General features: G+C 64.0%; 11 protein-coding genes. 3 read left to right on the forward strand and 8 right to left on the reverse strand.

The window, feature by feature from the left end; translation table 11 throughout:
* Window positions 1-37 precede the first annotated feature (37 nt).
* The 4 genes from NW848_RS15570 to NW848_RS15585 form a co-directional block, all read right to left on the reverse strand.
* On the reverse strand, window positions 38-457 hold the full coding sequence (locus NW848_RS15570) for an SOS response-associated peptidase (RefSeq protein ID WP_414403024.1): 420 nt from the start codon (window positions 455-457) through the stop codon (window positions 38-40).
* Between the two features lie 10 nt (window positions 458-467).
* The gene (gene treS / locus NW848_RS15575; RefSeq protein ID WP_240527908.1) at window positions 468-3,872 is read right to left on the reverse strand and encodes a maltose alpha-D-glucosyltransferase; all 3,405 of its coding nucleotides are present in this window, start codon (window positions 3,870-3,872) and stop codon (window positions 468-470) included.
* Between the two features lie 244 nt (window positions 3,873-4,116).
* Window positions 4,117-5,430 (reverse strand): DNA double-strand break repair nuclease NurA, encoded by a 1,314-nt coding sequence (locus tag NW848_RS15580; protein WP_011429970.1) that lies wholly within the window; start codon window positions 5,428-5,430, stop codon window positions 4,117-4,119.
* Window positions 5,414-6,367 carry a 6-carboxytetrahydropterin synthase gene (locus tag NW848_RS15585; RefSeq protein WP_099813206.1) on the reverse strand — a complete coding sequence of 318 codons (954 nt, stop codon included), beginning with the start codon at window positions 6,365-6,367 and terminating at the stop codon, window positions 5,414-5,416. Before NW848_RS15585 ends, NW848_RS15580 begins: the two co-directional genes overlap by 17 nt.
* 202 nt (window positions 6,368-6,569) lie before the next feature.
* On the opposite strand from NW848_RS15585, the gene NW848_RS15590 reads away from it, so the two are divergent.
* From NW848_RS15590 to NW848_RS15600, 3 genes are read left to right on the forward strand one after another with little or no spacing between them, the layout of a single operon-like run.
* Window positions 6,570-7,865: a homoserine dehydrogenase gene (locus NW848_RS15590; protein WP_414508246.1), complete on the forward strand. Its 1,296-nt coding sequence runs from the start codon at window positions 6,570-6,572 to the stop codon at window positions 7,863-7,865.
* A 39-nt stretch (window positions 7,866-7,904) separates the two neighbouring features.
* Window positions 7,905-9,374 (forward strand): protoporphyrinogen oxidase, encoded by a 1,470-nt coding sequence (gene hemG, locus NW848_RS15595; protein ID WP_414402723.1) that lies wholly within the window; start codon window positions 7,905-7,907, stop codon window positions 9,372-9,374.
* 16 nt (window positions 9,375-9,390) lie between these two features.
* Window positions 9,391-10,419 carry a DUF3326 domain-containing protein gene (locus NW848_RS15600; protein ID WP_414508245.1) on the forward strand — a complete coding sequence of 343 codons (1,029 nt, stop codon included), beginning with the start codon at window positions 9,391-9,393 and terminating at the stop codon, window positions 10,417-10,419.
* Here NW848_RS15600 and NW848_RS15605 read toward each other — a convergent pair.
* From NW848_RS15605 to NW848_RS15620, 4 genes are read right to left on the reverse strand one after another with little or no spacing between them, the layout of a single operon-like run.
* Complete coding sequence (locus NW848_RS15605; RefSeq protein WP_414508244.1) at window positions 10,416-10,889, reverse strand: MAPEG family protein; 474 nt, start codon at window positions 10,887-10,889, stop codon at window positions 10,416-10,418. The genes NW848_RS15600 and NW848_RS15605 overlap by 4 nt on opposite strands.
* Window positions 10,890-10,945: 56 nt before the next feature.
* The gene (locus NW848_RS15610; protein WP_414511359.1) at window positions 10,946-13,000 is read right to left on the reverse strand and encodes an ArsA family ATPase; all 2,055 of its coding nucleotides are present in this window, start codon (window positions 12,998-13,000) and stop codon (window positions 10,946-10,948) included.
* Window positions 13,001-13,030: 30 nt separating this feature from the next.
* Window positions 13,031-13,684 carry a hypothetical protein gene (locus tag NW848_RS15615; RefSeq protein ID WP_011429977.1) on the reverse strand — a complete coding sequence of 218 codons (654 nt, stop codon included), beginning with the start codon at window positions 13,682-13,684 and terminating at the stop codon, window positions 13,031-13,033.
* 3 nt (window positions 13,685-13,687) lie between these two features.
* Window positions 13,688-14,557 carry a (2Fe-2S) ferredoxin domain-containing protein gene (locus NW848_RS15620; protein WP_011429978.1) on the reverse strand — a complete coding sequence of 290 codons (870 nt, stop codon included), beginning with the start codon at window positions 14,555-14,557 and terminating at the stop codon, window positions 13,688-13,690.
* Between the last annotated feature and the right edge of the window lie 7 nt (window positions 14,558-14,564).

Genomic DNA, 14,564 nt, shown 5'->3' on the forward strand with positions numbered 1-14,564 from the left:
CGTGAAGGAACTGTCTAGAGGCGCTTTGACAACGCCGTTACGGGTTCTTTTGTGGGCTGCGTAAGAATCCCCTGGGTGGGAGTGTCAACAGTCGCTCCACTAGGTAAAACCAGTAGGGTTGCCTCCCCTGCTTGCCCCGGCCGACCCACTCATAGAAGCCATCTGCCGGGATCAGGAGGCGGCGGCGGCAAAAGGCCTGGCGGAAAGAGGGTTTTTCGGCCACCGTCTCGGCGCGGGCATTGATCCACCCAGCCTGGGGAGCTTGGCTCCACCTGGGGATCAAGCCCCAGCGGAAATGGACTGCCTGACGCTGCAGGGATCCCGCCACCACCGCCAGCACCGGCTGAGAAGGGGCGATGTTGTCGCGGGGCTGGAGCGCCCCAACTGCCCCCCTCTCGATTGGAAAATGCTGCTGCAGCCGTTCGGGGGCAACTGCCAGGCTAAACCGTTCGCACATCTGGGATCCCTCAGACCTTGGTGGAAATGCCCAGCAACTGCAGGATCCCCCGCAGCGGGATCTCCACCCACTCGGGGCGGTGGTTGAGCTCGTAGCCCAGCTCGTAGATGGCCTTCTCCAGCAGGTAGGCCTCGAGCAGCACTTCCAGCTCCTGCGGGCTGCGGGGCAGAAAAGCCCCTTGAGAAGCCACCTGCAGATATTCGGCCAAGAAGGCGGCGCAGACCCAGCGGTGCCAAAACTGGGCCCAGCGCATCATGTCAGGGCACTTGTCCCCGCAAACCAGCCCGCTTTCCAATTGCTGGCGCAAGCCGGTGTGGACGGCGTAGTGGAAAGAGCGCAGCATTCCCGCCACATCCCGCAGGGGGCAGCGTTTGAGGCGGCGCTCTCCTAGCGACCGGGCCGGCTCCCCTTCAAAGTCGATGATGACAAAGTCCTTGCCGGTAAACAGCACCTGGCCCAGGTGGTAATCCCCATGGCAGCGGGTGCGCAAAGCCGTGATCTTCCGCTCCAGGATGAGGCGGAAGCGGCTCATGATCCCCCCTTCTTGGTCGCGAACGGTGCGGGCCAACTTAGCCTCCAGTTCGGGCAGCTTGGGGATCTGCTTGTTGAGCAGCGGAAACACCTGCCCCACCAAATTGCGCATCGATTGATAGATGGAGCGCTGGTAGAGACTGGAGAAGGGCTCGGGGGCAAAGTCCTTGTTCTCGGTGTCGGCGGCCAAGGCAAGGTGCAGCTCGGCGGTGCGCTTGGCCAAGATCCGCACCGACTCCAGGTAGCTGCCGATGGTGGCGTAGGCCAGCTCCGGCAAGGGAAGGTGCGAGAGTTCCAGAAAGGATCCCCGCGGCACGGGCACCGCTTCCGCCTCTGCGTGATGAACCAGCACCGTCTCGAAAAACTGCCCCAGGCTGTCCAGCGTGTAGTGCCAGGCATCCCCCTCGTTGGGGATGTACTCCTGCAAGATGGCCAACGTGATGGGCTGATCGCCGGGATCAAAGCCCCGCGCCCCACGGCGGCGGCGATACTCCAGGGATCCCAACAGCCGCGGCACCCGCACCTGGGGATGGTGCTCCAGCAGATAGCGGCCGATCTCCAGCTCTGGATTTACCCCCTCGGCCACCTTGCGGTAGAACTTGAGGATGTACTGGCTGCCGTAGACCACCGAGGTGTTGCTCTGCTCCGCCTTGAGGATGCGGGGTTCCAGGCCGAGGTGGTACTCAAAAGGGGCAAAGGTGGTGGCCCACAGCTCCCCTGAGGAGTGGCGCAGACGGCCCTGCTGGGCGATGATCTGCAGCGGCAACGACAAAAAGCTTTTATCGGCCAGGGCGTCGAACAGCACGCCCGGCGGCTCCCCAGCCACTTGCACAGGGACAATCGCCGCCTGGGGCGCCTCTACGCGCAGGTGCATGGCCGCCTCCTGGATGGCATAGCCCACGGGTAAAGAGTAGAGTTCTGCCTCCCCCTCGGTAAACTCGACCTGCAAAAGCAAAATCTGGCCCCGAAAGGGGGGATCCCCTTCCCGGTTACAGGGAATGGCATCCAAGATCTGGGCCGACTGGATCTGGCGGGCTTTGGAGCCGAACCAACGGCAGCGGTAGAGGTAGTCGCCCAGCACCGCCTCCACCTGCTTTTGGCTTTCCCCCTGGAAGAGGCTTTCCCAACTGCCGTTTTGAACCAGCAGGGTGGGCAGGCGATCCAACTCTTCTGGCTTGCTGTGGCTGGGGTGGATCCGCTCCGTTTGTCGCTGCGGCTCGAGGGAAAACCAGTAGAAGGAGTGGGGGCCCAGGGTCAGGAAATAGGGCAGTTGGCCGATGGGAGGAAACGGCGTGCGCCCGAAGATCTCCACCGGGATCAGCCCCTCCCAGTGGGCCAAGTCCAGCTCCACAAACTGCGCGTAGCGGGAGAGGTTGGCCACCACCAGGATGCGCTCGTCGCCGTAGGCCCGCATAAAGGCCAGCACCTTGCGGTTTTCCGGGTGCAGCAGCTCAAAAGAGCCCCGGCCAAAGGCTTGGAAGCGCTTGCGCACCGCGATCATCCGTTTCATCGTCCACCACAGGGAATAGGGGTTGTTCCGCTGCGCTTCCACGTTGACGGTTTCGTAGTGGTACTCGGCGTCGATGACGATGGGCAGGTAGAGCTTCTGCGGGTTAGCCCGAGAGAAGCCGGCGTTGCGGTCGGCGCTCCACTGCATCGGCGTGCGCACGCTGTTGCGATCCCCTAAGTAGATGTTGTCCCCCATGCCGATCTCGTCGCCGTAGTAGATGACCGGCGTGCCGGGCAGAGAAAACAGCAGGCTGTTCATCAGCTCGATGCGGCGGCGGCTGTTGCCCAGCAGGGGCGCCAAGCGGCGGCGGATGCCCAGATTGACCCGCGCGTTGGGATCCTTGGCGTACACCTGGTACATGTAGTCGCGCTCCTCGTCAGTGACCATCTCCAGGGTGAGCTCGTCGTGGTTGCGCAGGAAGATGGCCCACTGGCAGGTTTCGGGAATGGGGGGAGTCTGCTGCAGGATGTCGATGATGGGGAAGCGATCCTCCATCTGGATGGCCATGAACAGCCGCGGCATCAGGGGGAAGTGAAAGTCCATGTGGCACTCGTCCCCGTCGCCGAAGTAGGCCACAGCATCTTCCGGCCACTGGTTGGCTTCTGCCAGCAGCATGCGGTTGGGATATCTTTCGTCAATGTATTTGCGTAGGGCCTTGAGGAAGGCGTGGGTTTCCGGCAGGTTCTCGCAGTTGGTTCCCTCCCGCTCGTATAGGTAGGGCACGGCGTCCAGCCGCAGGCCGTCCACCCCCATGCTCAACCAAAAGTCCACCACCTCGAAGATGGCCTTCTGCACGGCGGGGTTGTCGTAGTTGAGATCCGGCTGGTGGGAGTAGAAGCGATGCCAGTAGTAGGCCTTGGCCACCGGATCCCAGGCCCAGTTGGAGGTTTCAAAGTCTTGAAAGATGATGCGGGCCTCTTTGTACTTTTCCGGGGTGTCGCTCCAGACGTAGAAGTCCCGCTCAGGGGTGCCGGGGGCGGCGCGCCGAGCCCGCTGAAACCAGGGATGCTGATCGGAGGTGTGGTTGAGGATCAGCTCGATGATGACGCGGATCCCGCGTTGGTGGGCGGCATCTAGAAAGATTTTAAAGTCCTCTAGGGTGCCCAGCGCGGGGTTAACGTTGGTAAAATCAGAAACATCATAGCCATCATCCCGCAGCGGGGAAGGGAAAAAGGGCAGCAGCCAGATGGCCGTGATGCCCAGATCCTGCAAATAGTCCAGCTTTTCGGTCAAACCCTGGAAGTCGCCCACGCCATCGCCATCACTGTCGAAAAAGGCGCGCACCGGTAGCTCGTAGATGATCGCGTCTTTGTACCAGAGGGGGTTGTAGGTTAAGGGAGAGACGAGGCTGCGCAGAGGGGCTTGGCTCATCATATCGGCAACAGAGACAGGATTTGGACACCTTGGCAACCCTAACCGTTGAACAGGGATCCCCTCAATAGGCTGCAGCCTTTTCTGGGGTGCCAGGGATCCCGGTAGGCGATGCGGTTTTGGGTCTGACAGGGTGATTTTAACCCCTCACCGCCAGCCCCTCTCCCAGGGGGAGCCCTCACCCCCAGCCCCTCTCCCTGAGGGAGAGGGGAGGTAGGGAGGAAGGGTTTTGCAGCACTGGCACCAATTAGGCGATGCCGGTTCGCTTCTGGGCTTCCTTACGGGAGACGGCTACATGGCGCAGGCCGGCGCGGATCAGCTCCTGCTCGATCAAGGCGAAGAAGCGCTGCCGATCCCCGCTGCGCACCACGGCCAGATGGTGGGCTTCCGCCAGGGCGATGGGGTAGCCAAAGCCCTTTTGCACCTGGCTTAGCACTCCGGCCAGGGCCCGCTGCAGCAACTCGGCGTCTTGAGCCACCCAGGCGGGAAACTCTAGCCGGGCGATCTCCGGCAGGGATCCCTCCCCAGGGTTTGCGCCGACATTCAAGTAACAGCAGTGGATGTGGTGTTCCCCAAAAGTCTCCAAGACGCTGGCGCCACTGCGCCAGAGGGGGCTGCGCTCTCCCGGCTGCAGCAGGGATCCCCAAAAAACGCGATCTGCTAGGGGGGCAAAGGGCTGGCAGGGGGGAGTTTTCTCGCCGGCGCAGTAGCGATAGCAGTCGCAGCCCAGGTAGGGACACAACCCCAGGCGCAGATAGTTGAGGGTTTCGCTGCTGCGGGAAGCGCTGATGTAGCCCACCAGGGGGATGCGAGCTGCCCGCAACTGCTCCAGAGTTGCCAGGATGGGATCCAGCCAGGGACGCTGGGCTGGCTTGGGCAGCGGCTCCAGCCCCCAGGGGATGAGGGATCCATCCAGCAGCGCTAGCACGGGGCGACTCCTAGGCAGCGGCAGGGCCAATTGGGCCAGCTCCTCCAGCTCTGCCTGAGCCCGCCGCAAAGCCAGCACCGCTTCGGCATCCAACGCAATCTCCCCCCCCTCCCCGCGATCTTCTTCCCCAAGGCCTACGGCCTGCCTACGCGATCGGCTGGGTCGGTGGCGAAGAGGGTGGAGGGCTGTTCCTGGAAGAGAGTTGGATCGCTCAGGTTGAGCAAAGGGCTCCTGCCCGTAGATCAGCAGGGGCTGGCTGTCCAGCAGCGGCCACTCTTGCGTGCCGTAGTGGAGAGCCACCCGCCCGATGTTGATGAGCGAGCAGTAGGCAATCTCGTGGTGGCTGGGCAGGATCTGGGAGCCGTCGGTGGCCACCACCGTGTGCGGCCCCTGCAAGGGCTCGACTTTGGGCAGGGATCCCCAGGTTTCCGGCGGCTCGGCGGGGCTGGCGCAGGTAAAGGCGAGATGGGAGCTCCACTCCGCCCAGCGCGACTGCCAGGTTTGGGGTTCTCGCTGCAGGCGGGCAAACTCCTGCAAGGCCAGGCGCAGACGCTCTTGGTTGGCCTTCGACTCCTGCTGCAGGTGGCGGGCAAAGGCGGGAATCTGCCCGCTCAGCTTAACCAGATCCAGCATAGGCGGCTGGCTCAGCCCTGCCGGCGGCCAGGGGCTCCACTTCGGAGGGATCCCTCTTGCCCTCGCTCGCGGGGTATGTGGTGGCAGCGGTAGCTGCGCCCAGCTCCTCTAGCGGAAACTCCCCGTAGACTTCGCTGCTGTTGTTGGGGCTCTCTTGCAGGCGAACCCGATGCAGTTGCACCCCCAGCTCGCGCAGGGGCAAAGTCAGCAGCCGCTGGACGTAGAGGGCGATGTTTTCGGCGGTGGGCACCACCTGGGCAAAGTAGGGGACGTCTTTGTTCAAGAAAGTGTGATCCAGGGGCTTCACCACCTGCTCCTCAATCACCCGCTGCAGAGCTGCCAAATCCACGATCATCCCTGTGCGCGGGTCGATGGATCCCTTGACGGTAATCTCCAGGCCGTAGTTGTGGCCGTGGCCGTGGGGGCGAGCGCAGAGGCCGTAGATGGCAGTGTTCTCTTCCAGGCTGAGGTGATCGAGGGCCAAGCGGTGGGCGGCGCTAAAGTGGGTGGCAACGGTCAAATAGGCTTGCATGGCTTCTCCTCGGTATTCGGCCCAAAGCTGGGGATCTTCGTAGAGGCGCACACTGCTGAGCGGCAGCGCGTCGGCTAGGCGCTGCCAGATGGTGTAGGCAATGAACTCGGTGGTGGGCAGGGTTTGGGCAAACTCTGGCCAGACTTGGTTGAGGTAGGCGAAGTTCAGTTCTTGAATCACCCGCTCCCGAATTACCTGCTTGACCTGGGAGAGGTTGAGCACCATGCCGTACTCATCCACCTCCCCCGTCAAGCCCACCTCCAGCCCGTAGTTGTGGCCGTGGCCGGGAAAGCGGGCGTGGGAGCCGAAGCGGGCCAGGTTCTCAGCTTCGGAGAGCTCCGGCAGCCAGTAGCGGTGGCTGGCGGCAAAGTGGGCGCGGCGGTAGATGGTACAGGTTCTGGACATGAGGGCTATGAGAGAAAGGGATCCCTCCTTCAGCATAAACTCCAAACCAGCACTGCCCCTGCGGCGAGGGATCCCTGCGCCTGGCTCGGCGCGCCTTCCTCCTGAAGCCCTTGGGGATGGATGGCCAAAATCTCGCCCTAGGGGGCCAAGAGTGTGTCAACCTGGTAAAGGTAAGAAAGTCTTTGGGCCCGAGGGAGCGGCTGTGGTCTATCGGGTTGGGCTATTGGGGCTGGGTACGGTCGGCACGGGCGTGGTCGAGATTCTACAGCGCCCTCCTCACCCCCTCTTGCAGGCAGTTGAGATTGCGGCGGTGGGGGTGCGCTCCCTGGACAAGCCGCGGCAGGTGGCGATCCCGCCCGAGCGCCTGACCACGAACCTAGAGGGGATTGTGTCGGATCCCGAAATTGACGCGGTGATTGAGCTCATGGGCGGCTTGGAGCCGGCCCGCAGCCTGATCCTAAAGGCCATCGACCACGGCAAGCCGGTGATCACAGCCAACAAGGCGGTCATTGCCCGCTATGGCGAGGAGATTTTCCAGGCTGCCGCCCAGGCCAGGGTGGCGGTGTTGCTGGAGGCAGCGGTGGGGGGTGGGATCCCCATCATCCAGGCTTTGCAACAGTCGCTGCGGGCTAGCCACATCCAGGCGGTCTGGGGCATCGTCAACGGCACCACCAATTTCATCCTCAGCCAGATGACCCAGGAGGGCAGCTCCTTTGCCGAAGCGCTGGCCCAGGCCCAGGCCCGCGGCTACGCCGAGGCGGATCCCAGCGCCGATGTGGAAGGATGGGATGCGGCGGACAAGATCGCCATTCTGGCCAGCCTGGCTTTTGGGGTGTCGGTACCGCGACAGGCCATCCCCTGCGAAGGGATCGGCAGCATCAGCTCCACCGACATCCGCTACGCCCGCGAGTGGGGCTATACTTTTAAGCTTTTGGCCATCGCCCAAAGGGCCGAGGGGCAGGGAGGTGAACCAACCCTGGATATTCGCGTCCACCCCGCCCTGCTGCCGGTTACCCACCCGCTGGCCAACATCCACGGGGTGGACAACGCCGTCTGGGTGCAAGGGGATCCCTTGGGGCAAGTGGTGCTCTCAGGGCCAGGGGCGGGCCGGGGGCCAACCGCCAGCGCGGTGCTCGGGGATCTGCTTATCCTACTTGCCCACCTGCAGACGGGGGCTCAGTTGCCCAATCCCCTGTGGGGCTTTGCCGCCTCCCCTCCTGTTGCCTCCTTGCTGCCGCTGGCAGAGGCGCAGTCGGAGTTTTACGTGCGAGTGCTGGCCCAGGATCGGCCGGGGGTGATGGGGGCCATCGGCACCTGCTTTGGCCGGCACGGGGTGAGCCTGGAGAGCATCACCCAAAAGGAGTGCCACCAGGAGTTGGCGGAGATTGTGATCCTCACCCACAGCGTGCGCGAGGCCGACTGCCGCCAGGCGCTGGCCGAGATCCAGCAGCTTCCCCAGGTGGCCGAGATCCCCAGCCTATTTCGCGTACTGCGCTAACGAAGATTGGCCCCCCGGACGTGATGGAGGAAAAACACCTTGGAAGCGGCAGTGAATCCTGCAACCCCTGAACCCCTTAACGCGGAGGTGGTGGTCATTGGGGCGGGCATCAGCGGCCTGACGCTGGCCTGGCGCCTGCAGCAGGGTTTATCGGCTAGGGGGGGATCCCCTCAAGCGGTGCTCCTGGCGGAGGCCAGCTCCCGCGTCGGCGGCTGCATTTCCACCCAGTCCAAAGACGGCTACCGCTGGGAGGAAGGCCCCAATAGCTTTACCCCCACCCCTGCCCTGCTCAACCTCATTGCCGAGGTGGGCCTGGCCGACCAACTGGTGCTGGCCGATGCCAAGCTGCCCCGCTACATCTACTGGGAAGGAGCGCTGTTGCCGGTGCCTCTGAGCCCCGCGGCAGCCCTGGGATCACGGCTGCTCAGCGTGGGCGGCAAGCTGCGGGCTCTGCAGGGCTTGTTGGGGTTTGTCCCGCCGCCGCCAGGACGCGAGGAAACGGTGCGGCAGTTTTTCCGGCGACAACTGGGATCCGAAGTGGCCGAGCGCCTGGTGGAGCCCTTTACCTCGGGGGTTTATGCGGGGGATCCGGATCAGCTCAGCGCCGTGGCGGCTTTCCCTCGCGTGGCGGGCCTGGAGGAGCGCTATGGCAGCCTCTTTGCCGGCGCCCTGCAGGCTCTGCGCCAAAGACCCCAGCCTTCTCCTGCGGCCATCCAACCCCCGCCCAAACGGGGCCAACTGGGCAATCTGAGGCAGGGGCTGCAGCAGTTGCCAGAGGCCCTAGCCCAAAAGCTGGGCGACAGCCTGCGGCTGGGCTGGCGAGCGCTGCAGCTGAAGCGGGCGGGAGAGCTCTACTGGGTGGGCTTTGAGACCCCAGAGGGATCCCGCTGGGTGGCTGCCCGCCAGGTGGTGCTGGCCCTCCCCGCCTACGAGGCTGCCGCGCTGCTACAGGAGCTCAACCCCCCGGCCAGCCAGCTCTTGGCCGAGATCCTCTATCCGCCGGTGGCGGTGGTGGCTCTGGCCTATCCCCAAGAGGCCCTGCCCCAGCCGCTGCGGGGCTTTGGCCACCTCATCCCCCGTTCCCAGGGCCTGCGCACCCTGGGCACGATCTGGGCCTCCTGCCTTTTTCCAGAGCGGGCTCCCCAGGGCTACCACAGCTTCCTCAGCTTCCTGGGCGGCGCCACCGATGCGGCCTTGGCCCGCCGGCGGGGGATCCCGCCCCTCACGGCTTTGTCTCCTCAAGAGCGGGCCCAACTTGCCCACGAGGAGCTCAGCCAGGTTCTGCTCACCCGCCGCGCCGAGCCCGTCTACCTGGGCGAACGTCTCTGGCCCCGCGCCATCCCCCAGTACACCCTTGGCCACCGGCAACGCATAGCCCAGGTGCAGGCCCACCTGGCCTCCCAGACGCCAGGGATCTGGGTATGCGCCAACTACCTCGATGGCGTGGCCCTGGGCGATTGCGTGCGGCGGGCCGAGGCGCTGGCGCAGCAGCTGTTGTCCCAGGTCTAGTCCTCCCAAGTGGCCAATGGGTCGCCCCTACACGGCGCTGCTTTTGGTTCCCACGGGCATTGGGGCCCGCGTGGGTGGCTTTGCCGGCGATGCCCTGCCGGTGGCCCGCGCCTTGGCCGCTGCAGTCGACTGCCTCATCACCCATCCCAATGTGCTCAACGGCGCCACCCTGTTTTGGCCGATGGGGAATGTGCTCTACGTGGAAGGGTACGGCCTGGATCGCTTCTGTGCCGGGGAGTGGTTCCTCAGGCCGGTGCGGCAAAACCGCGTCGGGGTGGTGCTGGATGCCGGGATCCCAGAAGACTTGCGCCAACGCCACCTGCACGTTCTGCAGGCCGCCCAGGCCACGCTGGGGCTGGACATCGGCCCCTTGCGCTTGACTCCTCGACCCCTGGGCGTTGCCGTCAGCTTCTCCCCTGCCGGGGCCAGCCAGGGATCCCTAGAGGATCCCGAGGCGCTCCTGGAGGCCGCCCGCGAGCTGCTCTGCGCGGGAGCCGAGGCCCTTGCCGTGGTGGCCCGCTTCCCCGACGATCTGGACTTCAGCCGGTACGAGCAGGGGCAGGGGGTCGATCCCCTGGCTGGGGCCGAGGCCATCCTCAGCCACCTGGTGGTGCGAGAGCTGGGGATCCCCTGTGCCCACGCCCCCGCCTTCTACCCCGATCCCGCCCCTAAGCCGGTCCACCCCCGCGCCGCCGCCGAAGAGGTGGGGTTTACCTTCCTGCCCTCCGTTTTGGCGGGGCTGAGCTATGCCCCCCAGTTTATCAGAAGGGGGGATCCCCCCCAGCCGGGCGACCTGACCGCGGAGCAGGTGGACAGCGTCATTGCCCCGGCCACTGCCTTTGGCGGCCCCGGCCTGCTTTACCTAGCTAGCCGCCCCCGCCCGCCCCTGTTTATCGCTGTCGAAGAGAACGCCACGGTGATGCAGGTCCACCCTCGCCAGTTGGGGATCCCGCATGTGGCCGTTAGCTCCTACCTAGAGGCCATTGGCGTGGTGGTGGCCCACCGGGCTGGGGTGGCCCTGTCTTCCCTGCAACTGCCCGGCTAGGCCAGGTTCTGGCCCAGAAACGGCAACAGGCCAATGAGCAGCAGGCCCAGCGTGGCCAGCGACCCGACCAAGAAGGAGAGGGAGCGCCCGATGGGAATGTCGCCAATGTAGAAGAAGTTGTAGAGCAGCCGCGCCAGCAGAAACACGCCGCAGAGCACGGCCACCCCTTCATCGCCGCTGAGGCCAAACAGCCAGGGATCCGGGTGGGGGCCGGTGACGTAGGCTACTAGAGCTGAGGGCGCAAAGGTGCCCAGGGCCTCGAAGCCATTGGCGTGGGCCCAGGTAGCCCGCTGGCCGTAGGGAGGCAGCCGGTCGAACATTGCCCGGGGCGCATGGGGATCGTAGCCGACGCGGGCGCGGGCATAGCCCACCACGCCCATAGGCAGGTACACCAACAGGATGGCCGCTGCGATGGAGAACAGAGGAATGGCTTGCAGGGGGAGGTTGAACACCATAGGCAAAAGCAGCAAGGTGAGGGGGAAAAGCCGCACTGGCACCTTTTCCAGGCTAGCGGCTCTGCCAGGCGCTAGGTGGAGGTTTCTGGCAACATCGGGCTAGAGGAAGCCAGCAGGTAAGCCCCGATGGCCTCTAAGCTGGGTGGGTGCAGAAAAGGGACGGTGACAATGGCCTGCTGGGAGAATCGCTGGGGCAACTGGGCCAAGATGGCCTGGTGGCGGCGCCGCAGCGCTGCACCAAAGGGGGTGGCCTCCTCCAGCCAAACCCGATTGAGAACGGCGTAGGGATGAGGGATCCCCAGGGCATCCAGTTCCGCCAGAAGGCGCTCGGTTTCCGCCAGAACCGCCTGCTCCGGGTTGAAGACGGGGATAAAGCTAACAAACTGGGGATCCCGCAGCCGCTGCCGGAGCTGCCGCACCTGGCCTAAGAGATCCCGCAGCCGCTGCGCCCATTCTGGCCGGCCCACCACGTCGCGGTACTTTAGCCACAGCTTCAGGGCCAGGCTGACCCAACCTTCCAGGGCCTGCGGCATCTGCAAAAAGCGCAGGAGATGGCCGGTGGGGGCTGTATCCACCACCACCAGGTTGAACTGGCCGCTGGCCTCCTGCTCCAGCACCGTCAGCAGGGCCATCACCTCGTCCAGGCCCGGTGGAGCCATCTGCAAAAGCTGCCGCCAGGCCTGCGGGTCGTACTGAACCTCCACCCCCGCCGTCCCTTCGCCGGCCAAGATGGCCGCCACCTCTTCCAGGTACTCCTGCCGGAAGCGCTCCAGCACTGCCGCCGCCTCGATCTCCTGCCCCAGCAAATTGGGCAGCAGCGGCAGCGGATCTTGCCCCAATTTCACCCCGAACAGATCCCCCAGCGAGTGGGCCGGGTCGATGGAGACCAGCAAGAGCTGCCGGTCGGGATGGCGTTGGGCCAAGTTCCAGGCCAGCGCCCCGGCCACCGTGGTCTTGCCTACCCCGCCTTTGCCTCCCACCAGCAGCAGGCGGATCCCTTGGGCCAAAAAATCTGGCAGGGCCACCCTTGGGGGGGAGGGGATCCCGCCGACAGGCTCCCCTGGGCTAGCGGGAATCTCTTCCAACTGCAGCAGCACCTCTGGCAAGGGACGAAGCTGCTGCACCAGCTTGTCCAGGGCCGCCGGCCCAATGGGCTCCTCCAGTTGATAGGGACAAACCCAGATGGGATAGCCAGGCAGCTCCTCTTGGAGCGCTTTTAGCCAGCGCCGCTGTTCCTGCTGGCGGGCCAGGTAGAGGGGGGACGGCGGGATCCCAGACGACGCTCTCCCGCTGGCTCCCAACAACACCTGGTTGACCAACAGGCCGCCAATGGGCACCCGGCGGCTTTGCAGTTGTTGACAAAAGCGGCGCGTCTCCGCCACGCTCAACGGCTCCGGGATCAGCACCAGCCAGGCGGCAGTGCTCTCCGGGTCGGTGAGGCGGGCTTTGCCCCCCTCCAGCTCGCTCTGCAAGCGGGCCAGGAAGGCGTCGGCCTCATCCGGTCGATAGGCGCCCGTGAGGGATTGGACAACCTCGCGGTGCTTGGCCTGGAAGGTGGCAAACACCGCCAGCAAATTGTCGAGAAAGTCGGGCAGTTCCAACAGCCGCAGGGTGTGGCCGGTGGGGGCGGTATCCAGGATAACTGTATCCACCTCTTGGCCCGCCAGCAGCCGGTTGACCTCTAAGATGGCCATCAGCTCGTCCACCCCCGGCCAGTCCAGATCCCAAAGGGGCAGGAGATCTTCCTTGGCCAGCCAACTGCCCCGCTCGGCAATCAGCTCCAGAGCCGGGCCGTAGGTCTGCTTGAAATCCTGCAGCAACACCTCGGCCTGGAGAGCCCGCACCTGCAAGTTGGGCCAATCCGGCAGGGGCTGGGGAACGTCGGCCACCGGGATCCCCAGCACATCCCCCAGGGAGTGGGCCGGATCGGTGGACAGGAGCAGCAGACGGCGCTCTGGTTGCGCCTGGGCCAGGTGACGGGCCAGGGCACAGGTGAGGGTGGTTTTGCCTACGCCCCCCTTGCCGCTAAACAGCAGCAGACGCTGGCAAGGAGAAAGGAGAGACAGGCGGAAAGCGCTCCCGCCACAATCGAGTTGAGCAGGCTGCAAAGGGATCCCTTCTGGCACAGGTCACCCCCATTGTGGCCTGGATCTCCCTTAGGGATGCTCCAGATCAGCGAAGTTTCCCCTCTCCCACCACAACCGGCGTCCTCTGTCCCACGCCAGCAGCGCGTGGATCCCAAGCCAAAATCCCGTCCACAGCCAGTTGTCCAGCCAGATCTTGGCCAAGATGGGCAGGGTCAAGCCCTCCGTTCCGCCCAGAACCAGGCCGGCTGCCAAGATCAGCCCTTCAAAAGCAAGGAACCCTAGGATCAGCATGGCTGGGATCCAAAGATAGTTCAGCAGCAATTGCCTTGGCCTAATAGGTTTGGACTGAGAAAACAGAGGTCGGTAGCCGGCAGCAAAAGCGACCCCCACCGTGCCGATCCCCAAGACCAACCCCCAAGCAAAAGAATCAGGTGTACGGGGATAGTTGTGCCAGGTGTAGCCAAAGATTTGGTTGGCCAGCCAAATCATCGAAGCGCTAATAATTGCCCTTTGGCGAGTTAACGTGGTGCCCGCGATGATGCCAACAGTTACAAAAGGAAGCGTGCAGGTATAGGCAATGTTGCTCAGGCAGCCGATGGTGGTAAATAGGCTGGGCCAAAATCGACCTTGGGCTAGATCTCGGCTGGCTTGGATCCAAATTACTTCTGGGATCCCGCGGCGAGGCTTGGGGATGGACTGGACAAGAGCTTGTAGGCTAACCATAGGCTAATCTCCAGGAAAAAGGTGAGCTTTCAAGGGGCAGTTCTTTAGCAGATGCTCCTGGACAATTTGCCGCGCTACTTGGGGGGTAACCCGCTTGTACCAGGTGCGATCTCCGGAGTAAAAAACCACCGGCCCTTGTTGACAGACTTCTAGGCATCCGGAAGTAATGACCTGAATATCCAAATTGGCTTCCCGCAGGGCCGATTGCAGAGCTTCCACAACGGGCTGATAGTGGCGAGAAGGATAGCAGCGGCTGGAACGGCAAACCGCCAAATAGGGCCGCTTGAGGGGGTTATCTTCATACGGGATCCGCTCTTTTCCCTCGACGTAAATGGCCCGCAGGCGTTCATAAAGGGAGAGCTTCTGATAGTCGGCTTTGCCTTCGGGCAGGTAGTCTTCTCCTGGCCCCAAAAAGGGACTGGGCAAAAAGATCTGCAGCAGCGATTCCTCTGCTCCGTTCCAAAATTGGATCCCCCATTGGCGAGGCTGGCCCTGCGGATTGAGGCGGCGATAGAGGGCGGCGCGGCCGACCAATCTTTTGCGGCGCAGCTCAGGTGGAGTTCTGCTGTAGGGGCCGCCCTGGTGCTCTTCTAGACACAGGTGCAAATGCCAAGTTTCGGTGGCCACGGTCAAATAGCCGTCGTAGAGCACACAGAGAGCAGGGGGATCCTTGAAGGCCGCCTCCAGCACTCCTCCCTCCACCACCTGGCCCACTTGGATCTCGGCCCAGCGCTCCTGAAAGAGCTCATAGAGCAATGGCCCAAGACAGTCGATGTGAGCCGGGATCCCTTCGTAAACGGTTGTCCAGCCGGTGGGGGAAACCTCTTGCCAAGTCTGGTTTAAGGGCGTGATCCAGGGACTGAAAGCGGCCATAGGTTGC

This window comes from Synechococcus sp. RC10A2, from assembly GCF_047502605.1.